The following is a 26,691-nucleotide window of genomic DNA, read 5'->3' on the forward strand; positions in this document are numbered from 1 at the left end:
ATCAGCCATTTTATCAAACTTTCGCGTTCAATTCAGTGACGCATGTATGCTTTCGATAAAAGTTATTGCCAAACCATCCGGACGTTTTGTAACATATTTAAATATTTAGAACTCAACAGTTTTCTCATGGCCAGAGTGTTAGCCCGCAGCCTTTCCAAGAAGAAGATCGTTACTAACGAGGGGAAGATGATTGGGACCCTCCGAAACCTCGTTGTCGATTTTGATACCGGTCAGGTGGTTGATCTCATCATTTATCCCGACCCGTCGTTTGACACCACCGGTTACCGGATGGAAGGCGACCGCCTGTTCATCACCTTTGAGGCGGTCAAGGATATCAAGGACTATATTATCGTCGACCGTTATCTCTCAAGAAAATAGGGTTTATACCGGGTGAGGGCCTCGATAAATCCTTCGCCATATTTATTCTCCGAGACCCATGTGGCGGCTGCGGCTAACACCTCCGGGGCATTCCCGACAGCCACTCCAATCCCTGCATTTTTGATAAGTTCGATATCGTTTTCGGCGTCACCAACCGCCAGAAAATCAGCAGGGCTGAGCCCGAGATCACGCGTAAGCGAAAGAAACGCACGGCCTTTACTGATACCACGGGCCTGGATATGGATTGCAAAACCGGTATCAATGACTTCCACCGGGAAACCCTGCACGATCTCCCGTACCTCACCGGGATGGACTGTCCGGGCGAAAGCACAGTCGGCAAACCGGTAGGTAGGGCTGTACATATCGAGGTTGATGTCTTTTTTCTGGTAGAACGTGATAACGGTTTCAAGCGCCTCTCTGACCACGGATTGGTCACCGAGAATGCAAAGGTCTCCGGTGTATCCAGCACGGTAGACCCCACCGTTCTCTGCGATGAAGCTTCCCTGGGTCCCGATCATTCTCGAAATTGCATCCATAAAGCAGGGTGTATTGCCGCTGGCAAGCACCACTTCTACACCGTAATCACACAACTCCCGCAAAGCAGAGATGGCACCGGTATGGATCCTCCGGTGCCGGTCGGTTATTGTTCCATCGATATCGGTTACGATCCCCTTCAGCACGATCTGAGTCCTGCCTCCTCTACCATGAACGGCGCCTCGCCCTCGGGGAGGTTCGGGCTGTCCACCAGGCGTGCGATCCGTTTCCCACCCTTGCTCTTCCGCAGGTAGATACGGAACGTTGCGGTATGACCGACGATGTTTCCACCGATGGGCTTGGTTGGGTCTCCGAAAAATACCGCTGGATTGGAGAGTACCTGGTTGGTGACCAGGCCGACCGCGTTATTCTCATCGCACAGGCTTGAAGAGATCATGCAGATGGCGGTTCAGCTTCTGCTGCCGTGTGGCAAGCGTCCCCCTCCCGGCATACTCGGCACGGAAGTGCGATGTGAGTGAGTCGATGATGAAGAGCTTGATAGGCTTGTCGGTGGTCCGCAGCTCCGCGGCCCGTTCCCGCGCAGTCTCAACCATCAGCATCTGGTGATCGGAAGTGTGTGCCCTGGCCACGTGGATGTTTGCAAGGTAGTCCTGTGGGTCGGCATCGATCCCGAGACCGAGTACCATCTGCTCGATACGCTCAGGCCGGAAGGTGTTCTCGGTATCGATATAGATAGCGCTCCCGTTGAGTCCTCCTTCCTCTTCGGGGAGTTGGACGTTGACCGCCATCTGGTGGACGATCTGGCTCTTCCCCGAGCCAAATTCTCCGTAGAGTTCAGTGATGGCCTGGGTCTCCATCCCCCCACCCAGAAGCTCATCGAGCTCGGGGACGAGGGTCTTGAGCTTCCGGACCTCCTTTCGCTGCTCGAACACGTCCTTCCCTGTCCGAAAGCCGCCTATATTCACCAGTTCGCGGGCGGACTTGATCATCTTCTTTGCAACCGTTTCTCCGATCTCGACAGTCTCGGCCAGTTCGACGGGAGAGGCTGTAGCAATGCTCTCCACGGTAACGAACCCGGCTTCGCGGAGCTTCTCCGCGGTCGTTGGCCCGACTCCAGGGAGATCTTCAAGGTCCAGCGGTCCATTGGTCATCGTATAGTCACCTCTGACAGAGAGAGCATGGTGTTCCCTGTCATATATCTTGGCGGCCATGCAGCGTGAAAGTATTGTCTGCGGACATACCGGCAACCGTGCATATCCGATCCCGGACCGCTGCAGGATCCGGCTCCCGTTCTTCGACAACGACCGCAGTGATCCGATCACCCGAGCGGAACCCGCGGACCCGGACCTCATGCCCATGGGGGTGCTCTCCGGAAAGAAGGAACCTCTCACTTCCATCATCGATGAATGTGCCTTCCCGGGTAACAATGATGGTTCCATCCATCTCGAACTCCTGGCCTGCGGAAGGGGGCTGCACCCTGACAAATCCGCCTGCCCCGACATGCAGTTCGAGTCCGCCATCCCGGCCGGTCCTGCCGGATCCCTGGTAGATGGTGATGCGGTCACCAGCAACGATAGGGATGAGGGCCCGGTCACCCCAGAAGACCACCCTGAGATCGGTGGCCGATACGGTGATCACGAGGTTCCGGACATGGCCCGGCCGGCCATCCCGGGTGGTGAATGCCCGGGGCGGCTGGACGGATGCAACAACCCCCTCGATTGAGAACACCCCCCCCTCCCGGACATCACCCGGGATACTGAACCTGAAGGAATACGTACAGGACGCGGGGGAGATCGTACTTCGTTCATCGATGACATACTCAGTTCCCGTTGTCCGCTGCTTCAGCAACACTCCCCCAATTCTGATGCATACCCCTTCCTGCACGCCGGCCAGGAGGGCAGGGTCCCAGGACACGATCCTGGCCGTGCTGGTACCGTCATAAAAGCAGCCCTCGATTATCCCTCCGGTTGACCCGTCCCTGCGGACGATGGTACGAGGCTCGCCAAGGAGAAGAACAATCCCCTCAACATCGGTCCGCTCCGCAGGGCGATACTGGGGCTGGACTGCAGTCCCGCACGATATCTCGATGGGTGATTTCCGGAGGGCAAGCACCACGATATCCCCTGGACGCCCTCCTTGTTTTCCGATGATTTCAAGCACGTCACCGATCTCTATCTCTGCGACCGCGGCAGCCTTCTCATCCCAGAGGACCGCCCGTGCCTGACCGGTCTCATCGCCGACGATAATGTGAGCTACCCACCCCTTATCACCATCTTTACGGGTAAATTCCCGTGGAGGGGAGATGGTGATAACCTTGCCAAAAAATGACGAGAGGGTGGATCCGGTCGATAGGTCCCGGACCTTGACATGCTCTCTGCCGAGATCGTATACCACGACCATTGCAGCTGTGACCTCGTCAAGGAGGTCGCCGCATTCCTGCATCTTTTCTTCGACACGCCTCTCGAACTCTTCCCTGCTTACCAGGTCATCCACGAGCGCGTAGTGGAACTGCACTGCCAGTGGTCCCCTGCTAGCAACCCCGCTCCTGCCAGGGGGGGGTCTCCATGGTCCGGGTCAGGTCGCCGATATCCTCTCCCCTCCGCATGAGGGCGGCCGAGCGGCCTTTCAGGATGAGCTCCGGGCATCGTGGCCTGCTGTTATACTGGGAGGACATGGCAAACCCGTAGGCGCCGGCATCGAGCACAGCGACAAGATCTCCTGCGGCGAGTTTTGGGAGCAGCCGATCATGAGCAAGGATATCACCGGTCTCGCAGATAGGCCCGGCAATGGTGCAGATGGTCGTCCTTTCCTGTCCGGCCCTGTTTGCCGCAATCACTTCGTGCCAGGAATCGTACATAACCGGCCTCACGAGCAGGTTGAACCCTGCATCAACGTTAACAAAATTCCGGTGTGCCGGTTTGACCGAGTTGACTCCGGTAAGGAGGATGGTTGAGTCGGCTACAAGCGACCTGCCAGGCTCGATCCAGAGCTCCGGGCTTATTCCTGCCTCGCGGATGCCCTGCCTGAACAGCGGTACAACAGCACTGGCATAATCTGCAGGGCTGGGAGATCGCTCCCCCTCCCCGCGGTGGTAGGGGATGCCGAGCCCCCCGCCAAGGTTGACGAATTCCAGCCGGACCCCCAACGCGGTGATCTCCCCGACGATCACCATCATCACCTCGCAGGCACGTGCAAACGGTTCCACATCGAGGATCTGGGATCCGATATGGCAGTGGATCCCGACCGGGTCGATATGGGCGCAGGCAAGGGCTTCCATGTACGCGGAGGGGATGAGGTGATGGGCTATCCCGAACTTGCTTGTGGCAAGGCCGGTAGCTATCTTTGGGTGGGTGGGAACATCGATTGCAGGATTGACCCTGAACGCGATACGGGCTGTTTTCCCTGCTGCTGCGGCAACGGTTTCGAGTTGCCTGAGCTCGTCGAGAGAGTCCACCGAGACAGGGACTCCTCTCTCAACAGCCAGGGCGAGGTCGGACCGGCTCTTTGAGCTCCCGTTGAAGAGGAGGGTTCCCGGCTGCATTCCAGCAGCGAGTGCCAGGAGGAGTTCTCCGGACGAGAAGACATCGGCCCCGGCCCCGAGTGCCGCCAGGGTCCGGAGTACCGCGAGGTTGCCGTTTGCCTTGGCTGCATAGAGGATCCTCATCCGGGAATATTCTGCAGAAACCGCATCGCGGTACGCCGAGTAGCAGGCTTCAATCCGGTCCTGGTCGGTAACGAATAGCGGGGTGCCCCATTCCCGGGCAAGTTCCACGGTATCGTGCTCCCCGATCCAGAGATGATCGTCCCGGATGGCTAGGTGCGGTGGAAGGTTCATGGGGAAAGCCTCTCCAGCCGTTCAATCGCTTCCCGGATCCGCTCAGTTGACCGTGTAAGGGCGAACCGCACATAACCGTCACCGCCGTTCCCGAATCCGATACCAGGGGTGACCACGATCCCGGCCTCGTTCAGCAGCCTGGCGGCAAACTGCATGCAATCATCAACAGGCATCCAGACATAGAAGGTCGCTTTCGGCGGACTGACAATATACCCGAGCGACCGGAGCCCGGAAACCAGGGCATCCCGCCGTTCTTCATAGATCCGACAGGCCTCCCGGACACAGTCCTGCGGGCCGGAGAGCGCTGCAATAGCAGCGTGCTGGACGGCATCAAACACACCGGAATCCACATTGGTCTTGACCCTGGAGAGACCGGCGACAATCTCGGCATTCCCGCAGGCCATCCCGATCCGCCACCCGGTCATGTTGTAAGTCTTGGAAAGGGAGTGCATCTCCACAGACACTTCCATGGCTCCACGGGTCGAAAGGAATGACGGTGCCTGGTAGCCATCGTAGGCGATCTCGGAATATGCGTTGTCGTGGATGATGATCAGGTCTTTGTCCAGGGCAAAATCGACCGCCTCCTCAAAAAAGCCCGGGAGGGTGATTGCCGAAGTGGGGTTGTTCGGGTAGTTGAGGAATACCAGCCGGGCCTTCCTTACAATATCCCCCGGGACCGCAGAGAAGTCAGGGAGGAAATTCCGTTCCGGTAAAAGGCGCATCTCATGGATCTTTCCTTCAGCAAACAGGGTCGAGGTCCGGTACACCGGGTATCCTGGGCTTGGGGCAAGGACATAGTCTCCGGGATTGATGAATGCCTCGGGAATGTGGGCGATGCCGTCCTTTGAGCCCATCAGGGCCAGGACTTCTTTCTTCGGGTCAAGCTTCACGCCGAACCGTGCGGCATACCAGCCGGAGACGGCGACCCGGTATCGCTCCAACCCGGCATACGATGGATAGTGGTGATTACGGGGATCCTGTGCCGCCTGGCACAGGGCATCAACGATGTGTGGGGGGGTGGGGAGATCAGGGTCCCCGACACCGAAGTCGATCACGTCAACGCCCCGGGCTATCTGTGCGGCTTTGAGTTCATCGATTCGCGCAAAGAGGTAGGGGGGGAGCTCCCCCATCCGTTTCGCGTACATGCGGGTACGTATTCTTTTCCGGCACACATTAAGGTGACCTGCCGTAAAACCCCGGGACCGAAGGAATAAAATCTCCGGCCTCACAATGGTGGAATGGAAACGGTATGGGGAGTATGCAGCAGGAACCGGTCGTTATCCTTGTCACCGCCGGGAGAGAGGAAGCTGCAGCCATCGCACGGACCCTTGTCTCGGAAGGCTGCGCAGCCTGCGTGAACATCATTGATGTCACTTCATTCTACAGGTGGAAAGGGGAGCTGTGCGAGGATCCTGAGCAGCTTCTCATCATCAAGACCACCCGGGACCAGAGTGATGCGACGATAAGCCGGGTACGCGAGCTTCATTCCTACGATCTTCCGGAGATGATCCTGCTGCCGGTGGTTGGGGGTTACCTTCCCTATCTCCAATGGTTCTGCGATGAGGTTCGGCGATGAGAACAGTGCGGCATACCGGTTTCCAGGTCAGGGGCGAACAGGTTGCCGGGATTGACGATACCATCGTGCGGGAAGAACACTTCATCTTCGTGTTGAACGGGACCCGGCTTCTGGACATGGTGGCAAGCGGTGAACACCTGCGCGAGCTTGGGGCAGGGTTCGTCCTCTGCCAGGGGCTCTCGCGATCGGTCGATGCCGTAACGGTCGAGGGAAATGAGATCCGGGTATCCGCTCCGCTTGAGGTGTCCTGTGAGCGGGAGATCGAGACAACCGGGACCGTGGGATTCATCTGCCGGCCTCCAGAACCGGTCCTGTCCCCCTGTTGTATTACCATCCCCGAGGTCTTTTCCATCACCCGGGAGATCGTGACCGACCTCTGGCGAAGGACAGGAGGTGTCCACTGCTCGGTCCTGGCCCGCGGCGGCGAGATCCTTTTCCGGGCGAGTGATGTCGGCAGGCATAACACCGTCGACAAAGTAATCGGCTACGGCGTGCTGAACGGGATCGATCTCTCTGAATGCGTTATCGGCTGCACCGGGAGGCAGCCCCGGGACATGGTGATCAAGTATGCCAATGCCGGGGTCCCGATCGTTATCTCCCGGGCGGCGTCAACCGACCGAGGTATTGCGACCGCCGATGAGCTCGGGATCACCCTGATCTGTTTCTCCCGGGAGGAACGGTTTACGGTCTACACCCATCCCTGGAGGGTCCGTGGAGTCGCCACCGATAGCCCGTAAGAGCAAAACACCTTCGGAAAAACACTTGAAGGCCGATGTCCAATAGAATACCGGTATGAGCATAGAGAACGTGGCGGGAGGAAAGCAGGCCGTCCTTGTCCTCGGTTGTCCGCAGGTACCGGTGCAGACAAGTATCTCCCTCTACCTTGCAGCCAGCCTCCGGAAAAAAGGGATTGTCCCAATTATTGCCGGGAACCGAGCCGCACGGCTTAATGCAGAGGTATCCGACCCTGACCGCCGCTATACCGGGGCTTATATCGACCTGGACCGGTTCATTGAAGACCTTGCTGACGGTAAGAGCCGGTTTGACTACTATTTTATCTTTATTCATAACGATGCGGGGATCAGCTATGCGGCAACAGTACAATCCTTGACCGGCGCCATGGTTGTCGGGCTAATCTACGGAGAACATTTCCAGGAAATGGCGGATGCCATCGAATTCCCCTGCGAAAAGATCGCGGCACATGCGGTGCATAACCCAATGCCGCTGAAGAAAAAGATAGACGAGGTGCTCCCATGGGTTGTCTCGAATCTCTGAAATACGAAGTCATCCTGCAGGGCGCCAGCTTCAAGGAGTGCAGGGAATATGTCAGGACCCGCTGCAAGGAACACTATGATGTTGATCCCGGCTTCCGCATCTTTGGAAAAGCGGTAATCGGTGTTCCTCCCATCTCGATCGGCCTTGACGGGGACACAATCACATTCCCCTATACCAAGCCATGTTACGGGACCTTTCTTGTGCAGGTACGAGATCCCGGTGAGGCAGACCTGATCAGGCGCACCGCTCCTGCTAAGAAAAAATAAACCATTAATTTACTTTTTTTTCTGAAATATCCCGATTTCCCGGAATATATATCAGCTTTCCCGGACACCAGAGGATCAGGAGGAGGTTATGGCTGACCTGTCGGTTCTCACAGGGGGCAGGGCCGGGGATGGCATCAACAGTGCCGGGCTGCTCGTCTCTCATCTTCTCAACCGGATGGGATATTTCTCGTACATGTATTTCGATTACCCGTCACTTATCAAGGGAGGGCACAACTTTACCATCACGCGGGCGGCCGATATGCCGATCGGTGCATGCCGGGAACGGATCGATATTGTGCTTGCCCTGAACCAGGACACCATCAATTTCCATCGTGATCTCATGCATGACGAAACAGTGGTGGTATTCGATAGTGGAAGAGCGACCGCGGACGGGCAGGGCGTTCCGGTGCAGGACATCCTCCGCGAGGAGCAGGCTCCCGCAGTAATGGGAAATTCATGCATGATTGGGGCATTTTCCGGTGTTACCGGTATACCGTTCACCGTGGTGGAGGAGGTGTTTTCGCGACAGATCCCGCGGGGGCTTGACAAAAATATCGCGGTTGCCCGGAGAGGATACGATACGGTGAAACAGGTGCATACCATAGAGCCGGGGGCTGGAGAGCCCCTCCCCCTTGTCTCGGGGAACGAAGCGATCGGCCTCGGTCTCCTGCACGGAGGCCTCGATGCATTTGTTGCCTACCCGATGACACCGACCTCAAACCTCCTCCACTTCCTGGCAGGGATGGCAGGAGAGCATCACCTGACCGTGGTACATCCGGAGAACGAGATAGCGGTCATCCTGATGGCCCATGGTCTAGCCTATGCTGGAAAAAAAGCAGCGGTCGGGACTTCCGGCGGAGGGTTTTGCCTGATGACCGAGAGCTTCTCCATGGCCGGGACAAACGAGGTACCGGTTGTGGTGGTCATGGGGCAGCGGACCGGCCCGAGCACCGGGCTTCCCACCTACACCGGTCAGACCGATCTTCATTTCATGCTCCATGCAGGCCAGGGAGAGTTCCCCCGGCTGGTGGTAGCTCCCGGTGATATTAACCAGGCTTGTGTCTGGTCAGCCCGGGCGCTCTCTCTTGCCTGGACATGCCAGGTCCCGGCCATTATCCTGACAGACAAGACGCTCTGCGAAGGGACAGCCCCTCTCCTGGATGGGGCATTTCCACCCCTCCCTGCCGAAGAAGATCCGGATGTTCCTGCCGGAAGCCCCTATCGCCGCTATTCCTTTACCGGAAACGGGATCTCCCCGATGCTTCATCCCCCGGTCCCCGGCTCCATGGTTAAGGTAAACAGCTACGTTCACGATGAAGCAGGAATAACCACCGAGCGGGCCGATCTCACCGCCAGGATGACCGAGAAGCGGCTTTTAAAGGAAGAGACTCTTCGTGCCCGGACCGCAACCCTATCGCCCGTGGAAGTATTCGGCGGCGATCGTAATCCTGTCACCCTCCTGTGCTGGGGCTCCACGCTATCTGGCTGTCGTGAAGTTGCCGGAACCCTGGGCTTCCGTGTTGTCCAACCGGTAGTGCTCTCCCCCTTTCCCGGCGAGCAGCTGAGGGAATCCCTTTCCGGATCAGAGCGAATCATCGCGGTTGAGGAGAATGCGCTCGGCCAGCTGGTAATGCTCTGCGCCCGGAACGGGATTGGAGTTGACGCGACCGTCCTGAAGTATGATGGCCGGCCATTTGCCATAGAAGAGCTGGAGCGCAGGCTTTCGGAGGTGACCTGATAATGAACCAGACGCTGATAACCGATGCACAGAACACCTGGTGCCCGGGGTGCGGCAACTTCACCATCCAGTTTGCCCTCCGCAACGCCATCCAGGGCCTCGTGGACGATGGTGTCCCGCTCGAGACCATCGTGCTCGTGACCGGGATCGGGTGTCATGCCAAGATGGCCGATTACCTGAACATCAACAGCTTCTACTCCATACATGGGCGGACCATCCCTGTCGCTACCGGAATCAAACTTGCCAACCCCGAGCTCACCGTTCTCTGCTGTGCCGGGGACGGCGACGCCTATGCCGAAGGACTGGATCACCTCGTTTTTGCCGCAAAGCGGAATTCCCATATAACCGTCATCGTCCATAACAACCGCGTATACGGACTGACCACAGGCCAGTATACTCCCACCTCGCCGCTCGGTTTCAAGGGGCGTTCCACTCCGGGAGGGACCGTGGAACTTCCCTTCAACCCTTTATCGCTGATGCTGATCAGCGGGGCAGGCTTCATCGCACGAGGTACCAGCAGGAGGATGAAGGAACTGGAGGGCCTCATCTCTCAGGGGTTGCGGCACCGGGGATTCGCATTTATCGATGTGCTCCAGGTCTGTGCAAGCTACTTCAACGCAAGCGAGCTCTACGACCGGCAGGGGTATGCTCTTTCCGGTCACGATCCGACGGATTTTGAAGCTGCATGCCACAAGGCGCAGGAATGGGACTACAACAGGGACGCCCCGATTCCATTCGGCCTCTTCTTCAGGCAGGAAAAACCAGTCTTTGAAGAGCAGTATCCCCATCAAGGCCTGACCCGGACGGACCGTGAGAAGGCAATCCGGGCCATCCTTGACAAGAAGAGGTGAGCATGGAGAGTTGGTGTCGTCCCGGCTCCTGACATGTATACCAAAGCCCGGACCATGGCCTGGATGATGGACGCGTATTCCCGGATCGCCGAGAAGACGATATTTGAATGCCAATTTCGAACACCGGGACGAGGAAGAGGTCTTTTACCGGCTCAAAAAGAGGGTGACAGACTTTTACCAATCGGTGCAGGGACTCTCATCCTGGGGCCAAGTTCCGGTGCGCCAGGCGGACTTTTCAATCACTGTTAGCCGGTTGACCCAGGTGATGCACCACCGGGGGTCTGGTGCGGCATGGGGCCGGATCCCCTCTGTTCCGCCCGGGTAATGGCGGAAAAAGAAACTTCATTGAGAGATTTTACATACAATACGATGTATAAGAGGATACTATGACGGCACCGCCAGTGTCTGCTGACATCTTCGCATGGGTGGTACTCCCTTCCATGATCTTTTTTTTCCGAATCTGCGATGTTAGCCTTGGGACATTGCGGGTCATCTTTATCGCGCGGGGCTTCAAATACATCGCCCCCGTTATTGGCTTTTTCGAAGTGATCATCTGGCTGGTCGCCATCGGCCAGGTGATGTCCAATATCAGCAATATCGCCTCCTACATTGCCTACGGTGGAGGATTTGCCGCAGGGACGTTCATAGGCATGAAGGTCGAGGAGCGCCTTCGCCTGGGGACCGTAATAGTCCGGGTGATATCCCCAGAGGATGTCACCCCGCTGGTCGCTTACCTGCGTCAGCGGAGCTTCGGGGTCACGATCGCAGACGGAGAGGGATCGAAGGGAAAGGTAAAGATTATTCTCTCGGTGATAAAGCGCCAGGATCTCGAAGAAGTTGTCACTGGCGTGAGACATTATCTCCCGAAAGCATTTTACTCCGTTGAAGATGTTAAGTCAGTCGCTGAAGGGATCTTCCCGGAGCAACGATCGGCTCTCCTCCTTTTTGGTTACCGCGATCCTTTCGGTTACTTCAGGAAGGGTAAATAGAACAGCGGGGATTCCAAGCTACCCTGTCACGCGGGAGTTATCGGAGATTTTTCCCCCGAACGGGAAGGCCGGTAAGTCCTCATCCTCGTTGCCGGAGATCCGGAAATCATCGATGAGCTCTTCGTAGTCATCGAACCAGAATGCTGATGGATTGCTCCGGAAAACCATGAATCGTCCCGCATCCGGGGGGTATGCCGCCTGGTGATACTTGAAGTAGACGGCGTCGGACGATTTACCGACAACCTCGATCTTGCCGGATGCATGCGACATCACAAAGCGGGCACGCTTGGCCAACCCCGAACAGCCGATCTTTGCCCGTTCGAATATTTCGTATGCTTTTTCGAGTGGCAGCTCGAAATGCCGGTTTCCAAGTGTCGGCCGGCATTGGAAAACGTAGTATGGCGGGACGCCGATGAATGAAAGCTTGCGGAAAAGTTCGGTGAGGACTTTCGGATCGCTGTTAATCCCCCGGATGAGTGGGGTCTGGTTGACGATGATAGCCCCGGCGTCACGGAGGCGGTCAAGTGCTTCGATTGCCTGGGAGGTGAGTTCCCGGGGATGGTTGAAGTGGGCCATGATGTAGATTCGTTTCTCCTTTGTGGAATATGTCCGTACCATATCAAGGAGAGGAGGGTCATTCAGGATCCGGAACGGGTTGAATGCGACCATCTTGCTCCCGATTCTGATTATTTTCACGTGTTTTATCGACCGGAGACGTCCAATGAGCGACGAAAGCCGGCTTGTTGCAAGGATAAGCGGGTCCCCTCCGGTGAGCAGGATATTGGTGATTTCGGGATGCTTCCTGACATACTCGATTCCCTGGGAATAATCGCGGACAGTTTCATCGGCCCTGTTCATAAATAGTCGTTTCCTGAAGCAGAACCGGCAGAACGAGCCGCACGCATCAACAACGAGGAAAAGGGCGGTCTGCGGGTATTTGTGTTGTACTCCCGGCGCGACGGTATAGGTCTTTTCCGATGAAGCATCAAGGGCTCCCCACTCTTCCAGCTCCCTGGTATCCGGGATCACGATCTTTCTGATAGGATCCTCAGGTTCGTCCCAATCGATCAGGGATGCATAGTATTCATTCGTTCTGAAGGCAAATTTCCGGGTAACCTCTTCAAGGCGGATACGTTCTTTGAGCGCAAGCCGTTTGAGCTGATCAAGACTGATAAGATACTTTGGATTCTTCATGGCTGGCTCCTCTGTGAAAGGTGCTCCTGGTTCCTGTCCGGCCAGAGTTTGGATTGTCGAAGAAGCTGTCCTTGTCCCTTGATGGCCGTTGTGGAACCCGGAAGATTTGGTTTTTAATTGAAATCAAAATAATTAAAACTTATTGTTAGCGGTAAAAATTTCTTTGATAGTCAGACTCATCCCATAAAATGACAGCGCGGAACTGAAAAACGCCATTGTATGGAGAACCCTGAGAGGACCGGGCCGCAATGGTTGAGCCGTTTCTTTTCTACCGCAAGTGCTCCGGGTAGGATTCCACCTCGCCGTAACCTGACGGATGGCACCGGCTCGCAGTCGCCCTTGGAAGGATTTTTACGGATTCAGGGGGCTGAAATCTGGATTCCTCATGCCAACATGGAAAAAGGGTATGCCTGAGAGACTGTTTTCAGGAGGGGGTTATTCTCTATCTTCTATCAATAGGATAACACTCCCGGCTGTACCGGCGAAGCCTATGGTTTCTCGGATGCGGTGACGAATTCTCCGTACCTGGAGCAGAGTTCCTCAGTGCGAGCGTGGATACTGTGGACAACAATAGAAAATTTGACGATGACCTGGGATACCAGGTTCAGGATCCAATCCGAAACATGATGTACTAAGTTCTCACGGCGCATGGAAAAGAGGGCACTTTGATTATGACTGGAACCCAGGCGAAGCACTTTTCTCTTCGGTTCAAAGGGAATTACCGCCGTTGACTGGAAAAGATTCATCTTTACCGGCAGGTCGAAGTAGCTCGCAGGCGATTGGGAGAGCTGGCAGGATGAGATCAGACCAGCAGGGTGCCGTCAGGGATCCTCCTTACCAGGTCTTCACCTTCAGCTGACGGGTCGTTCACCCTGCCGGAGACCCGGTAAGCTTCAAGCAACTCTGCGGGATAGGGTTTGAGGAGTTCCCGGAGTGTTCCGGCAGGGATTCGGCCGGGTTCAAGCCACCGGCTCTCATCCTCTTCCCGAAGCAGCGCAGGCATCCGATCATGGTAACAGGAGACAAGACTGTTTGGCTCTGTGGTGATAATCGTGAAGGTCCGAAGCGTCCTTCCATCGTGGGCCTTCCAGATGTCGTACAGTCCGGCAATCGCCATGAGTCGGTTGTCCTTCCGGTGGATGTAATAGGGATACGCCGTTTTTCCGGCCTTTTTCCACTCATAGAACCCGTTTACCGGGACCAGGCAGCGGGTATACTTCAATGGATCCCGGAACGATGGCCGCTCTGCCAGGCTCTCGCACCGGGCATTGATGGAGCGTCGGACAACGGCCGGTTCACGCGCCCAGTGGGGGACAAGACCCCAGACCATTTCCGCCATGAGCCGCCCGCCCTCCTCCTCAAAAAAAATGACCGGGACCGATTGTGAGGGAGCGATGTTGTAACGGGGCTCAATCTGGACCTCTGTTCCAGCAACCCCGAACCGCTCCGGGAGCCCGATGGTCACAGTGATGGTGAAGCGTCCGCACGTAGGTATCACCCGACCTGGCCATGCCCGGTGTCATAAAGGGGAAGGCCCAGGATACCGGCAAGGTCCCGGAAGTCATCGATAGCATAGTGGGCACCGCCATCCTGCCCGGTGCGGGGGAACCGGTCGCCATACCGGGCATAGACCGTGGTCATCCCGAGTATCACCCCCGGGGCGATGTCCCGGACCGGACTGTCACCGATGAGAACAGTCTCCCGTGCAGTTGCCCTCAACTGCAGGAGCGCGGAGAGAAATGGGAGCGTGCTTGGTTTATGGGCACGGGTAACTTCGTAGGTCACGACCGGATCGAAAAATTCTGCAAGACCGGTATGACTCAGCCGGGCACACGTGTCCGGGAGATGAGCATCGGTCACAAGGGCCATCCGGAACCCGGCATCTGCAAGCAGCCGGAGCGTCTCCCTGACCCCGGGGTAGGGGGCGAGATCACGAAGCTTCTCTCTCTTATAAATTTCCGTGCAATGCTGGAAAACATCTTCGCTATAGCACCCGTGGTGGTCTAAAAAGTCCCTGATGTTTTCCGGGTCTTCGAAGCCTCCTGCCTTGCGGAGAAAGAAGGAAAAGAGTTCTCCGGCAGAACCCACCCTGCAGTGCTCCGAAACCCGGCCACAGGCCCGCATCTTCGCCCCCACCAGGTCAAAAAGGGTATTATCCATGTCAAAAATGAGCGACGAGATTCCATCCCCCGGCATATACGGCATGATCTCTTGCAGACAACATCATAGTTCTATTCCCCCCGGCAACAGGAACAAAGGTATTTCGCTCACGGAAACGCTATTGCCGATCGGGATTTACACATGATTCTGAAAAAGATTACTTCGGAAGGGCTCTCTCACAACTCCTACTTCATCAGTGCCGGGGGGCATGCTGCCGTTGTCGATCCAAGGCGCGATGTCGATGAGTACCTGGATCTCGCACGAAAAGAAGAAGCGCGGATCGAATATATCTTCGAGACCCACCGGAACGAGGACTACGTCATCGGCTCGCTCGAACTTGCCGCCCGGAGCGGTGCTTTGATCCTCCATGGGCACCAGATGGACTTTGCCTATGGCAAACCGGTGAAGGAGGGGGACTGTTTCCGCCTTGGTCCGATCGAACTGAAGGTACTCGAAACACCCGGACATACCATGGAAAGCATATCTGTGGTGCTGACCGACCACGATGTCTCCCAGCTCCCCTCCGGGGTCTTTACCGGCGATACGCTTTTTGCCGGAGATGCGGGGAGGACCGATTTCTTTGGCGAGAAGAAACGGCCCCAGGTATCAGCGATGCTCTACGATAGTATCACACAAAAACTCCTTCCGCTTGGCGACCAGACCGTCATCTTCCCTGCCCATGGAGCCGGCTCGATCTGCGGATCGGAGATCAGCGACCGCGAGTTCTCCACCATTGGCTATGAGAAGAAGGCCAACCCTCTCCTGGCACTTTCCCGCGAGGAGTTCATCAGGAGAAAGGTGACCGAGCACCACTACCTCCCTCCCTACTTCAGGATGATGGAGAAGTATAACCAGGAGGGCGCGCCCGTCGTCCACCATCTGCCTGACCCGAAGCCATTCGGGGTTGAGGAGCTTCGGGAAAGCCAGAGCAGTGCGCAGATCGTGGATATCCGGTCCCCGACATCCTTTGCCACAGGACACATCCCTGGATCCCTCTCAATCTGGAGAGAAGGTCTCCCGGAGTTCATGGGCTGGTTCCTGAATTATGGGGATCCAATAATCCTTGTTGATGATTTCAACTGCAATCTTGGAGAAATAACCAGGCACTTCATGCGGCTTGGCTACGATAACTTTGCAGGATACCTTGCCGGTGGATTTCCGGCATGGCTGAGTTCGGCTGCACCAATCGGAAAGATTGCTGCCTGGACAGTCCATGAACTGGCCAGAAGACGGGAGACATCTGACATCTTCCTTCTCGATGTGAGGGACATCAAAAACGTCAACCGCACCGGGATCATTCCGGGAGCGCACCATATTTATATCGGAGAGCTTCCCCAAAAGATATCCGAGGTGCCGGAAAGCGGCCAGGTTACCGTGTACTGCGATGTGGGGTTCAAAGGGTCGCTGGGAGCAAGCATCCTTGCCCGGAACGGGTACAAGGACATTGCCAATATCCTCGGTGGTATAACGGCTTGGAAGAGCGCAGGGTTGCCGGTCGCAAAGCCACCCTGAACCCTGTTTTTTTTTTCGAATGAAACCCCCATGAGACTGTCGGGGCACATCCCCCCTGATAAAAACCGCGGACACGGTTTTAATACCAGCCATCGATGGACATCGCGGCTGGACGGTTTGAGGTTTCATCCTGCCGTTCATCGCGGCTGACGGGTACACTCTCGTATCGATCCAGTTCTTAATCACCCCAATGGGTATCCTTGCACGGGATAAATGGAGAAAAAGCGGGTAATCGGTTACTCAGGCTCATGGATGGTCCCCGGCCTGGAAAAATCACCCATCTGCCTGACTTCGCCAGAAGAAGGATGAGAAGGTAGTGTTTATATAATTTCATGCAAAAAAACACAGCCTTCTCATTAGGTAATATAGCATTAATCGATAAAATTGATTCGGAGACCAACTTTTTCGCATCAGTTCTTGGCGGAGTTGGTGGTCGAAGCAAGTCATTCATACCATCCGTAAAAGCTCTCATCAGCAACAAACTCAATCAATCGGTATCGATCAATAAGATTCTGGACTTTACCCCGACGAACTTCTCAAGACACTGGGGTTTGAAGATACAATTTCAGACCGGAGTTTGTATCGGACTCTGGAACGACTGGGAGAAAGAAAGTCGATTGTTCTTGACCAGTTTCAACGCTGGATCTCCCAGCAGAGCCTCGTGGATCCAACCCAGTTCGTGGACTTCAGTTCGAGTTACTTTGAGGGGACAAAATGTCCGCTGGGGGAGTTAGGGTATTCCCGGGACAATCAGCCAGGGAAACTCCAGATCGCATTTGGGATCAGTGTCGGCCTCAATAACATACCGACGATGCTGACCATCCAGAAAGGAAATGTTCAGGATAAAAAGCATATGCAGATGCTGATCCGGTTATGCTCGAGCGTTCTTCCTGAAGGCAGTCTTCTGGTGTTTGACTGTGGAGGGAATACCCAGGATAACAAACGAAGGATCCGCGATCTGAAGTTCCATTATTTGACCCTGAAAGCAAAGAAGAAAGGACCATACCGGAACGAGATAACGATCTACCATGCCAGGAAAGAAAGCCAGGTTTCATTCGTTTCTGGCAACCGGGTCTATTCATGTGTCAAATATCGGGATGGCGAAGAAGTCCGGTACATATTTTTCTGTGACGACCTGGCCTGTGACCAGTTGACGAAGAAAGCAAGGAAACTTGAGAAAGACCTGGAGAAGGGGAAGGTTCTCACAAAGAAGGTTGAACGCGGAAAAGATCTCGGCCAGTATATCGCTCCTGAGGGTTGGATCATCGCCCGTGGTCATCTCCAGAAGATCATTGGCGATATCCCCAACCCCTATGTAACCGGTCTTGAAGGTTTCTTCGTGCTTGAATCAACCATCGATGATGATCCCGAAAACATCCTGAATGCCTACAAGAATCGTGACCGTGCAGAGAAGTTCATCCGGGACCTCAAAGAAGGAGCCGAGCTCCGGCCGATCCGGCACTGGTCCAAACACGCGGTGATCAGGTGCGTGTTGATCGTTTTCCTCACCAAAGTCCTGGTGAGTTTGACACAACTTTTCTGTAAAGATCCCGTCGTGAAAAATCTGAAAGTCCTCAAAAATTATCTCACGAATTTGACACTTACGATCATATACCCTACATTTCGCAGGTCGACCTCACAAAATAATATTTTCCGAACGCTGGCCCCATGACATCAAGAATTTGAATCACTTCCTCGTCCAGATTCACGATAAACCGCTGTATCTGCGAATTTAGGGTGACTGTGACTTCCGCCGGTCTCATGAACAGAGTAAAGATCCATTTCATGGTCGGGTTCTGGATTGGCTTTTTCGGCTGGTTTTTCACCGTTTTCCCTGTCTTTTTGAGTTGGGACCGGATATGCCACTCGGCTACTGCATAGACGAATAGGCAGAGCACCATAACCATGGAAAGCGCTTCAATCCTGGTCTCTTTCTTCAGGAAAACTTCGGCAACCCGGAAACTCTTATCCTTCAGAAACCGGAACCCCCGCTCAACCGATTGCTGCCCCTTATAATATTTCAGGATAGTGTCCGGATCCAGGTCAAGATCATTTGTTGCCAGGATGAACCGTCCGAGACGTGCTTTCTCCTGCTCGATCACATCCGGAACGATCTCAAGCGGTGAATCGACGAAGAAAACTGTCTCAACAGCCTCATCCTTGCCCGGGCGCCCTTTTCTTCCGTTCTTCTTTTTCGTCTTTGAGAATACTTGGACCCTATCAGCGGACAGGTAAGTGCGCATCAAACCACAACCGTGCAGCCATGCGTGCATCGGGCTCACAGGCAAATTCCTTGGCACAGAGCTTCTTCCATGATTTACGCGCTTTATCCAGCCGCTTGGCCAGGTTCCTCACATAGTTATTCTCACCTGCCATCCGCCTCTTCTCGGAATGTACCACGGTCCATTTCTGGTCAATTCCGGCGTAGGTAACGAGACGCTCATGAAACGAGTATCCTTCCTCCTTCCCCGGGACCATGGGAATATCGGCAAACAGCAGCGACTTGACTTCATCGATGGTAGCAGGGGGCGGTATAGAACGCACTGTCGGCGATATAGTAGGCCTAGTCTTCGAGATTCAGGTTCTGCTGTGCCTTACGAATGGTCTCAAGGAGGATCTTCTTGTCTGACTCATTGCCGGGGTAAGCTGAGGTGAACAGCGGGATGCCGTGATGGTTGGTTACCATCGCAAGGACGAACTGCTTGAGGTCCCAGCGGTGATCTTTATTGTGACCGTAGGTGATCTTGATGGTCCGGAAGTCGTCATCGTCATCGGTGTCATAGTCACCGTGAACACTGAAACTGGTTGTGTCAGCATGGAGGAGGTGGGTGCCAAACGAGAGTTTTCCATGACTGCCACTACGATATCATTGAACAGGTCGGTGCTTCCATACTCGTAGATACGGTCGAGTGTCCGGAGGAGAACATCGTCGTTCAGGTGGTCCGGGGTAACACCAGGGCCGAATAACTGTTCTGTCGAGAGGTTGGTGAAAAATCGCGAGAAGAAATAGAGCCGGCGTTCATTGAAGCCTAGACCGTTCAGGAGCATGGCCTTGACAATCGCTGAATGGGGGAGGATATGGTTCCGTGTCTTGGGCAGGGCGTCATCGATTACTGCTGATATTCCGAGTTCATCGATCATGCCGGCCACCAGACCGAGATGGGCAATCTGCTTAGAACTGAAATTCTTCGCCGTGAATTGAGATACAGGCTCCACAGAATATGTATTGCTGCGCTAAGATATAACCCTAAGTATTTTATTTCCAGAAATCGTGGGGCCACGTGCGAAAGGTGGGATATAACCCTAAGTATTTTATTTCCAGAAATCGTGGGGCCACGTGCGAAAGGTGGGATATACCCTTCTTTTGGGTATCCTGTCAAGATCATTTCCAACTTCTCCCCAGAAATACGCCCAATTCTTGGAGATTTTATCAAGAGATATGGTAGCCTGGAGGCGCCAAATCACTGGTAAATTGCTTCTGGCGAATTGGGTTAAGTCGTTTAAATTTGATGGAAGTACTGAAAAGTGGCGAAGTTAGGTTAAAAGCCATGGCTCTCTGGAAACCGCGTATCATGTGGCGATCAGGGAAGAACCCGGGAGAAAGCGTCACCACACAAAACCTCCCTCGTTTTTTACCTTGTATCCCTTCACCACAACCAGGTCCTCACCTTCGATCCGCATCCGTGCAACCACTTCCCTGCTGAAGCCCTCTTTTTCGATGAGAGCACAGGTTTCGGTAATCCCGGTCAGGGATGAGACCAGCACCAGGAACCGGCCACCTGGAGCCAGCACCCTCCCGGCATCCTGGATGAACCGGGCAATTACCACCTTCCCGTCAGGACCCCCATCGAGTGCAAACTCCATCCAGTCGTCTATTCGATCCTCGGGAGCGGTGGGGAGGTAGGGGGGGTTGAAGATGACGAGATTGAACTGCCCGCAAATTCCTGCAAAGAGATCGGCCCGGACCACTTCTATGCCGAGCGCATGGGCTGCCCGGACGGCAAACGGATTTATATCCGTGGCAATGACATCTGCGATCCGGGAGAGGTGGCAGGCGATATGCCCGCTGCCGCATCCAAGCTCGAGGACACGCTCACCCGGCCGGCACTCGGAAATGGCTGCCTCGAGGAGAAGGAGCGTATCCTCTTTCACAGGATACACCTGGGAGGTGGTCATGGAAAAGCCCCAGGCCGCATTCCTGGTTTCCGTCCGGTGGTGATTTGCTCAGGAGCGGCCATTCCTGTGGCGAGACATGGCTGTACCGGAGACCTTCAGGGAACAATTCATTCTGACACCACATTGGTGATGGTGGCGAAATCCTCCAGGAAGAGCGCCTCGGGACGGGAGGAAAGGATCTCTTCGGGGAGCCGCTCGAGCATCAGCGCCGCGACATCCGGGGCAAGCAGCCCCCGGGAATTCCGGAGACAGTTCCTGACCGTCTTTCTCCTGTGGGCAAACAGGGCACGGACCACATCCGCATAGCGTTTTTTATCGGATATGGGAAAGATCGGGCCACGGGGAATGAGCTTGACCACGGTAGACCGAACCTGGGGTTTGGGGGAGAAGTACTGGGGCGGGAGGTCGAAGCAGCGTTCCACGCAGCAGTAGGTCTGGACCATGATGGAGAGGCGGCCGCACTCCGGGGTCCCGGCCGGAGCGATCATGCGGCGGGCGAACTCGGCCTGGTACATCAGGACCGCCTCTTCAAACCCGATATCGAGCAGCCGGAAGGTTATCTTCGAAGACGCTGAGTACGGGAGGTTTGAGACCACCACCTGAAAAGGCGGGAGGGCGCAGCGGGCAGCATCGCCATGGGTGAGCGTCAGCCGTCCACCCTGTATCTCATCAGAAAAGATGAGTTCCAGCTCTTCGATGAGCGCAGAATCGATCTCCACGGCGTTAACGCTGCCACCCCTGTCGAGAAGCGCCCGCGTAAGCGCTCCCCTCCCCGGGCCGATCTCCAGCATCACCCGGTCTTCAGGCTTGATGATATCGGCAATCTTCCTGATGGCATGCTCATTGACCAGGAAATGCTGGTCCTTCGGGACAGTCATCGTGATGTGAAGACATGGTACTTGGTATTCGGATCTTCCAGCTCCTCGAGGATCCGGTTCACCACCATCTTGTTGGGGTGTGGAATCGATTTGATCCTCTGGCTGATTTCGGCAAATGAAGTAAACGGCTTCTTCTCCCGCTCAGCGAGAATCTCCCACATCAGCTTCTTGCCAATGCCCGGGAGGAGGTGGAGCATGTGGAGTTTAGGGGTTATCGATATTGATTTATTGAAAAACTGCACGAATTCCTGTTCCTTCTCGGCAACGAGCTTCTCGATCACGAACGGCAGCTCCACCTTCGCCGTATGGGTCAGCTCCTCGTAGGAGATACGGCGCTTGACCCGCTCGATTTTGTCTCGCTCGCCGTCCCCGATATAGACATTATCGTGGATCTGGATGTCCATCGATTTCGGCACCAGTTCCAGCAGCTTGAACTGGCTGACCCCGATTGCCTGGACGATCGGTTCGCGCTTGAATACCGGACGGGGATCGTCGGGATGGCCCTTCTGGAGGACATCGAGCACTATGGCGTTGACCTCTTTACTGTCTGTTTTCATGGCGATCCTCTCAGAGATGTGAAGCAACCAGCTCGAGGATCCTGTCCAGTTCCTCCCCGGTCAGGGAGAATTTTTCCTTGGCATAGACGGCCCGCAGCTCGTCCCTTGTCCGGGGAGCGATATTGGCGATCCGGAACGCGATATCCGGTTTCATCTTCTCGAGCTTCTGGAGTTCATCGACAAGAACCCTGGAATCCTCCGGCGGCATTTTTGCGAGCGTGTTGGCATGCTCGATGCTCCTGCGAAGCTCGTATGACATTTCCTTTCCGGCGGCGAGTCGTTCGGCTTCCACCTCTGCCAATATTTTTCGTACCTCGGAGAGGGTTACCTTTTCTTCGCTCCGTATCGCCTTCACCTTCATGCCGGTCACCTTTCTGCAACGTGTTACTTTTGTGCTTTTAGATGTTGCGGTCTGGCGATGACGATCTTATCCTTATCGCCATCGCGGACCCGGAGTATCCAGGCACGGCCCCGCTGTCCAAGCACCGTCCCGGTCTTACCGTGGAACCGGTGGTGAGGCATGCCCTTCTGGGTACTCGGTTCGCAGACGACATGGACCTTCTGGCCGGGCTCAAACCTCTGGATAAGGGATGTGACCGGGAGGATTCCCCGTCGTCTTATGTCTTTCTTTAATTTGTACCGTGTCTTCTTTCTTGGTCCATTGTGGTGTGCCATATTCCTTCACTCCTCTTCGCTGCCACGTACTGCAATGACATCGAGCTCTGTCACCCGGGCAGGTCGGTTGAGAACCCCGGCGAGGCTCGGCCGGGTCCTCCCGGAATCTCCGGAAATAAGCTCCTTGATGTAGAGGCCTGCTTCACCGGTGACCTCAATGACGAAGCCGTCTTTTCCCTCACCGACCGCTTCGATGTCGAGAACCTTCCGTTCCCGAATTTTATCGGCTCTCCGGTGGGACACCCGCTGCGGGGTGCGCTGCTCTATTGTGACCCCTTTCAGGGATGCAACGGCGGATTTGAGCTCGGAGAGGGATAACAGGCCGTCTATCTCGACCAGGATCCTGTATTTTTTATACGCTTTGTCTGATTTAATGGTTTCCACGTCTTCCCGCCGTGACCAGCCCGTGAGGGACACTTCAACTCTGCCTGCCGCCTGTGTATTGATGGCCTGCTCAACGGTCCGGAGATCGACAGTCCGCGTGCGCGGTGTGACGACCTCCATGACGAACGGCCGGCCGGTCCCGATCATCCTGGCATCGATATCCTCCCGGCCTGCCCCATGCAGGACCGCCCCCTCGGCTTTGAACAGATCGATGACCGGCCTTCCCATCAGCTCCTCTACCGAATCAGGATACTGCTTGCCGGTAAACCCGCACCGCTCACACCCATTCCCCCGGCAGACCCGGCAGTCCCAGTGTGTCTGGGGAATCCCGCGCTCGAGCTTCCTGTATCTTCCGGAAAAGAACACGGGTTTGACCTGCACCTCTACAGTCCCAGAGAGAGGGTCAAGAATTGCCACCACATCCGGGTGCAAGAGATCTGCCTCCTTCCCGGTCCGCAGGGCGACCGCTTTTCCCACCTCGCGGTTGATCTCGGACTTGATTGGTTCCGCATGCGTGAGGGAGAGGTCGCTCCAGACCATCTCTTCGGCCTCGGCCATGAGGGGCGGGATCCGGGTTCCGATAAGAAAGGTCGAAAACTCGGTATCGTTGATTGCCGTCACAACCCGGTCCGCCCACACGCCGATCTCCTCAAAGAACCCCTGGCAGATCCAGCATGTACCCTCATGCGGCGTGTAAGGCTCGTTTCGGGCGATAAAGTAGGTGATTCTGAGGGCCACCCCGCGGTTGTCATTGGTTAGAGAGAATGACCTCTTCCCGAACATCCTCCCCAGGCAGTGATCGCAGATCTCCCCATAGGCCAGGATTGCTCCTGTCAGTTCCGTCAGGTCCACCCGGCACTCCTCCTGTCATGCTCGTTGAGCAGAAGGGTTATCGCAGCATTCGCATGAAGCGAGAGCGGGCCGACCGAGTAGGCCGGGCAACCGGAGACCATCTCTTCCTCTTCGGCGGTAAGGTTCAGGTGATCGGAGAGGATGACATTTCCGGGAAGCATCGCGGTCTGCCGGATATCGGCGCCGTTTTCGTTAAGCACCGCAAAGGGGTGTTCGGTAAGGAGCTTTGCGAGCCCCCCTTTCCGTACCGCCACGCCCGGACCTGATTCGCGGAAGGTGTCGCCCCGGGGGATGGAGAGGGCCTTCTTGATCAGCGAACCGGTGCTCCGCTCGTCAGGGTTGAAAGACCGTATCTCCGCTCCGGAAAACCGGATGGTGACCGGAGGCCTGGGGGGACCGAGCAGGACGAGAAAGACCTCGATGTCACGCCTGATCCCATGGGAGAGAAAGAACGCGGAACCAAGACACCGGCAAAGGATATCCAGCCTCCCTGCCCCGCCGGCCAGGTCGTTCACTGAGAAATCGCTTGAGCTTGGGGCGTGGTGGCCAATCACGCAGATCCGTTTCATCCGGCTACATCCCGCCGAATCTCTTCATGAGGCGTTGCATGTTGAACTTCCCGGCACCGCCCCGCACCCCTTTGAGAGCCCGTTTCATGTTCTTATAATATTTGAGCAGTTCCCGGACCTCTTCAGGACGCGAGCCCGAGCCGAGCGCTATCCGGTGGATCCGGGAGCCCCCTATAAGAGAAGGTTCATCGAGCTCCCTGCCGGTCATGGAGTCCATGATGATCCGGAAGCGCAACAATTTGGCGCTGGTCATCTCGGCAGCATCGCCGGGAAGATCGATGTTCCCAAGCGGCATCATGCTCATGATCTGCTTGAGAGGGCCCATGCGGTTGACCGCTTCAAGCTGCTTATACATATCCCGAAGCGAGAACTTGCCCCGCATCATGGCATTGACATCGATCTCGCTTTCGGCAACCGATTCCTGTGCCCGCTCAATCAGAGCCCTTAGGTCCCCCATCCCGAGGAGACGGGATATAAACCCATCGGGATCGAACCTCTCGAGATCCTCGATGGTCTCGCCGCTGCCGATGAAGACGATCCCGGAACCGGTCTCCGTGACAGCAGAGAGCGCTCCACCCCCCTTGGCCGTCCCGTCCATCTTTGTGATGATGACCCCGTCAATGTTGATCGCTTCGTGGAACCGGCGGGCTTGCTCACTTGCCTTCTGCCCGATGGCTGCATCAAGGACCAGCCACCGGTGGGTCGCGCCGGCCAGGGTGTTGAGGTCGATGATCTCCTGGATGAGGTCATCTTCCAGGGCATGCCTCCCCTGGGTGTCGATAATGATGACCTCGGCGGAGCCGGCAGATTTCAGCCCGTCGCGCACAATGACCCCGGCATCTTTCTCCAAGGGGTTTCCAAAACATGGGATATTGATCCGCGAGCAGAGCGTGGAAAGCTGGTCATAGGCGCCGGGGCGGAACGTATCGGCGCAGATTACGGCCGTTTTCAATCCTTTCCGCTGAAAAAACCGGGCAAGTTTTGCCGTGGTAGTGGTCTTACCGCTCCCCTGGAGCCCGGCCATAAGGATGGTCTGTGAGCCGAGTGTCACCTCTCCGGCAGACCCCATCAGCTTAACCAGTTCCTGGTACACGATACGGAGCACATGCTCCCGGACACCCATGCCCTTTGGTGGTTCTTCTTCGAGGGCACGGGTCTTGATAGCCTGGGAGAGCTGCATCACCAGTCTGACGTTCACATCAGCCTGGATCAAGGCCCGCTGCAGGTCCTTTACCAGATCCTCGACTGCGGCACGGTCGACAACCGTCTTTCCGGCGAGCTTCTTGAGGGCATCCTTGAGTGAGCTTCCCAGCCGGTCGAGCATCAGGCCGCCTCCGAGAGAAGTTCATCGACCATCCTGCCCGGTGAGAACGGGACGATATCGTCATACCCCTGGCCTGTGCCGAGAAACATCAGGGGTTTTCCAATGGTATGGGCAATCGAGATCGCCGCCCCGCCCCGGGGATCCATGTCAACCTTGGTCAGCACCACGGCATCGGCGCCCACAGACTTTTCGAACTCGTAGGCCCGGACCACCGCATCGTTCCCGGCCACCGCTTCGTCCACGTATACGATCAGGTCTGGTTTCATAATGCGACGGATTTTCTCTAGCTGGTTCATCAGGTTCGCCCGGTTATGAAACCTGCCGGCGGTGTCTGCGAGCACCACATCGATATGGTGTGCCTGGGCATGCTGGACGGCATCGAAAAGGACGGCTGATGGATCGGCTCCCTGCTGGTGCTGGATAATCCTTATCCCGAGCCGGGCGGCATGGACATCGATCTGCTCGATCGCCCCGGCCCGGAAGGTATCCCCGGCCCCGATAACCACCGAAAAACCCTGTTTTTTAAGGAATGCGCCGATCTTTGCCACGGTAGTGGTCTTTCCCGTCCCATTTACCCCGGTAAACAGGATCTTCACCGGCCGTTCATGGGCAGCAATATACGAGACGAGATCGAGGCCTTCCCCAAGGACGTCCAGGAGAGCCGATCGCAGGGCCGAGAGGACTATGGTGTCGATTCCCTCCCCAATCTTTCTATGTTTTCCGGTCAGGTCGTCCCGGACATGCGCGATGATCGCTTCGGCAACCGGAAGTGCAACATCGTTCTCGAGCAGGATCATCTCGAGTTCGGAGAGCGGTTCTTCGATTTCCTTCTCGGAGATGACAAACTCCCGCTCGACGACCAGCACCCTGACCTTACCAAGGAGGGACGTATCTTTCTTCTCCTGGTCAGCAGGAACAGGAGAATGCTCCGCTGAAGCGGTAGCTATATTCTTTTCAAGTCCGGAGGTTACCTTCTTCAGCTTTTCACGGAGCCCTTCAAACATATA

Annotated in this window: 26 protein-coding genes and 2 pseudogenes; 10 read left to right on the plus strand and 18 right to left on the minus strand. The window is 55.9% G+C overall.

The window, feature by feature from the left end; translation table 11 throughout:
- The first annotated feature begins 126 nt into the window (after positions 1-126).
- Positions 127-378: a PRC-barrel domain-containing protein gene (locus IPI71_06830; GenBank protein QQR70392.1), complete on the plus strand. Its 252-nt coding sequence runs from the start codon at positions 127-129 to the stop codon at positions 376-378.
- On the opposite strand, the gene IPI71_06835 is transcribed toward IPI71_06830, so the two are convergent.
- The 5 genes and pseudogenes from IPI71_06835 to IPI71_06855 form a co-directional block, all read right to left on the minus strand.
- Complete coding sequence (locus IPI71_06835) at positions 360-1,058, minus strand: phosphoglycolate phosphatase (GenBank protein ID QQR70393.1); 699 nt, start codon at positions 1,056-1,058, stop codon at positions 360-362. The genes IPI71_06830 and IPI71_06835 overlap by 19 nt on opposite strands.
- A pseudogene (radA, locus tag IPI71_06840) lies at positions 1,052-2,024 on the minus strand (DNA repair and recombination protein RadA). Before radA ends, IPI71_06835 begins: the two are co-directional and overlap by 7 nt.
- 40 nt (positions 2,025-2,064) lie before the next feature.
- Positions 2,065-3,387 carry a nucleic acid-binding protein gene (locus IPI71_06845; GenBank protein QQR70394.1) on the minus strand — a complete coding sequence of 441 codons (1,323 nt, stop codon included), beginning with the start codon at positions 3,385-3,387 and terminating at the stop codon, positions 2,065-2,067.
- A gap of 16 nt (positions 3,388-3,403) precedes the next feature.
- Positions 3,404-4,708, minus strand: a complete 1,305-nt coding sequence (gene lysA / locus IPI71_06850) for a diaminopimelate decarboxylase (GenBank protein ID QQR70395.1) — start codon at positions 4,706-4,708, stop codon at positions 3,404-3,406.
- Positions 4,705-5,853: an LL-diaminopimelate aminotransferase gene (locus IPI71_06855; GenBank protein QQR70396.1), complete on the minus strand. Its 1,149-nt coding sequence runs from the start codon at positions 5,851-5,853 to the stop codon at positions 4,705-4,707. The genes lysA and IPI71_06855 overlap by 4 nt, the downstream gene beginning before the upstream one ends.
- Before the next feature lie 104 nt (positions 5,854-5,957).
- Here IPI71_06855 and IPI71_06860 point away from each other — a divergent pair, with 104 nt between their 5' ends.
- The 7 genes from IPI71_06860 to IPI71_06890 all read left to right on the plus strand — a co-directional run bounded on the left by IPI71_06860 (position 5,958) and on the right by IPI71_06890 (position 11,403).
- The gene (locus IPI71_06860; protein ID QQR70397.1) at positions 5,958-6,284 is read left to right on the plus strand and encodes a divalent-cation tolerance protein CutA; all 327 of its coding nucleotides are present in this window, start codon (positions 5,958-5,960) and stop codon (positions 6,282-6,284) included.
- Positions 6,281-7,021 (plus strand): formate dehydrogenase accessory sulfurtransferase FdhD, encoded by a 741-nt coding sequence (gene fdhD / locus IPI71_06865; protein QQR70398.1) that lies wholly within the window; start codon positions 6,281-6,283, stop codon positions 7,019-7,021. Before IPI71_06860 ends, fdhD begins: the two co-directional genes overlap by 4 nt.
- 55 nt (positions 7,022-7,076) lie before the next feature.
- Complete coding sequence (locus tag IPI71_06870) at positions 7,077-7,559, plus strand: DUF1890 domain-containing protein (GenBank protein ID QQR70399.1); 483 nt, start codon at positions 7,077-7,079, stop codon at positions 7,557-7,559.
- Positions 7,538-7,825, plus strand: coding sequence for a DUF1894 domain-containing protein (locus tag IPI71_06875; GenBank protein ID QQR70400.1), 288 nt, complete (start codon positions 7,538-7,540; stop codon positions 7,823-7,825). Before IPI71_06870 ends, IPI71_06875 begins: the two co-directional genes overlap by 22 nt.
- 88 nt (positions 7,826-7,913) lie before the next feature.
- A complete protein-coding gene (locus tag IPI71_06880) occupies positions 7,914-9,563 on the plus strand; it encodes a 2-oxoacid:acceptor oxidoreductase family protein (protein ID QQR70401.1) in 1,650 nt (549 codons plus the stop codon).
- Between the two features lie 2 nt (positions 9,564-9,565).
- On the plus strand, positions 9,566-10,414 hold the full coding sequence (locus tag IPI71_06885; protein ID QQR70402.1) for a 2-oxoacid:ferredoxin oxidoreductase subunit beta: 849 nt from the start codon (positions 9,566-9,568) through the stop codon (positions 10,412-10,414).
- A 386-nt stretch (positions 10,415-10,800) separates the two neighbouring features.
- The gene (locus IPI71_06890; protein QQR70403.1) at positions 10,801-11,403 is read left to right on the plus strand and encodes a DUF2179 domain-containing protein; all 603 of its coding nucleotides are present in this window, start codon (positions 10,801-10,803) and stop codon (positions 11,401-11,403) included.
- A gap of 18 nt (positions 11,404-11,421) precedes the next feature.
- Here IPI71_06890 and IPI71_06895 read toward each other — a convergent pair whose 3' ends face one another.
- From IPI71_06895 to IPI71_06905, 3 genes are all read right to left on the minus strand, one after another.
- Positions 11,422-12,597, minus strand: coding sequence for a KamA family radical SAM protein (locus tag IPI71_06895; protein QQR70404.1), 1,176 nt, complete (start codon positions 12,595-12,597; stop codon positions 11,422-11,424).
- An 802-nt stretch (positions 12,598-13,399) separates the two neighbouring features.
- Complete coding sequence (locus tag IPI71_06900; GenBank protein QQR71979.1) at positions 13,400-14,092, minus strand: SOS response-associated peptidase; 693 nt, start codon at positions 14,090-14,092, stop codon at positions 13,400-13,402.
- Positions 14,092-14,793, minus strand: a complete 702-nt coding sequence (locus IPI71_06905) for an HAD family hydrolase (protein ID QQR70405.1) — start codon at positions 14,791-14,793, stop codon at positions 14,092-14,094. The genes IPI71_06900 and IPI71_06905 overlap by 1 nt, the downstream gene beginning before the upstream one ends.
- 105 nt (positions 14,794-14,898) lie before the next feature.
- On the opposite strand from IPI71_06905, the gene IPI71_06910 reads away from it, so the two are divergent.
- Together IPI71_06910 and IPI71_06915 are read left to right on the plus strand one after the other, a co-directional pair.
- A complete protein-coding gene (locus IPI71_06910; GenBank protein ID QQR70406.1) occupies positions 14,899-16,269 on the plus strand; it encodes an MBL fold metallo-hydrolase in 1,371 nt (456 codons plus the stop codon).
- Between the two features lie 577 nt (positions 16,270-16,846).
- Positions 16,847-17,941, plus strand: coding sequence for a hypothetical protein (locus IPI71_06915; GenBank protein QQR70407.1), 1,095 nt, complete (start codon positions 16,847-16,849; stop codon positions 17,939-17,941).
- On the opposite strand, the pseudogene IPI71_06920 reads toward IPI71_06915, so the two are convergent.
- From IPI71_06920 to ftsY, 10 genes and pseudogenes are all read right to left on the minus strand, one after another.
- A pseudogene (locus IPI71_06920) lies at positions 17,886-19,485 on the minus strand (IS1634 family transposase). The gene IPI71_06915 and the pseudogene IPI71_06920 sit on opposite strands and share 56 nt — an antisense overlap.
- A 390-nt stretch (positions 19,486-19,875) precedes the next feature.
- Complete coding sequence (locus IPI71_06925) at positions 19,876-20,445, minus strand: methyltransferase (protein ID QQR70408.1); 570 nt, start codon at positions 20,443-20,445, stop codon at positions 19,876-19,878.
- Between the two features lie 107 nt (positions 20,446-20,552).
- Positions 20,553-21,323, minus strand: a complete 771-nt coding sequence (locus IPI71_06930) for a 16S ribosomal RNA methyltransferase A (GenBank protein ID QQR70409.1) — start codon at positions 21,321-21,323, stop codon at positions 20,553-20,555.
- A complete protein-coding gene (locus IPI71_06935) occupies positions 21,320-21,880 on the minus strand; it encodes a DUF655 domain-containing protein (GenBank protein ID QQR70410.1) in 561 nt (186 codons plus the stop codon). The genes IPI71_06930 and IPI71_06935 overlap by 4 nt, the downstream gene beginning before the upstream one ends.
- A 10-nt stretch (positions 21,881-21,890) precedes the next feature.
- A complete protein-coding gene (locus IPI71_06940) occupies positions 21,891-22,241 on the minus strand; it encodes an RNA polymerase Rpb4 family protein (protein ID QQR70411.1) in 351 nt (116 codons plus the stop codon).
- A 23-nt stretch (positions 22,242-22,264) separates the two neighbouring features.
- On the minus strand, positions 22,265-22,555 hold the full coding sequence (locus IPI71_06945) for a 50S ribosomal protein L21e (protein QQR70412.1): 291 nt from the start codon (positions 22,553-22,555) through the stop codon (positions 22,265-22,267).
- A gap of 6 nt (positions 22,556-22,561) precedes the next feature.
- A complete protein-coding gene (locus tag IPI71_06950) occupies positions 22,562-23,791 on the minus strand; it encodes a tRNA pseudouridine(54/55) synthase Pus10 (protein QQR70413.1) in 1,230 nt (409 codons plus the stop codon).
- Entirely contained in the window at positions 23,782-24,360 is a 579-nt protein-coding gene (gene trmY, locus IPI71_06955; protein QQR70414.1) for a tRNA (pseudouridine(54)-N(1))-methyltransferase TrmY, read from the minus strand. The genes IPI71_06950 and trmY overlap by 10 nt, the downstream gene beginning before the upstream one ends.
- Positions 24,361-24,364: 4 nt before the next feature.
- Entirely contained in the window at positions 24,365-25,684 is a 1,320-nt protein-coding gene (gene ffh, locus IPI71_06960) for a signal recognition particle protein (protein QQR70415.1), read from the minus strand.
- Positions 25,684-26,688: a signal recognition particle-docking protein FtsY gene (ftsY, locus tag IPI71_06965; protein QQR70416.1), complete on the minus strand. Its 1,005-nt coding sequence runs from the start codon at positions 26,686-26,688 to the stop codon at positions 25,684-25,686. The genes ffh and ftsY overlap by 1 nt, the downstream gene beginning before the upstream one ends.
- Positions 26,689-26,691 lie beyond the last annotated feature (3 nt).

It is taken from the genome of Methanolinea sp. (assembly GCA_016699325.1).
GTDB lineage: Archaea > Halobacteriota > Methanomicrobia > Methanomicrobiales > Methanospirillaceae > UBA9949.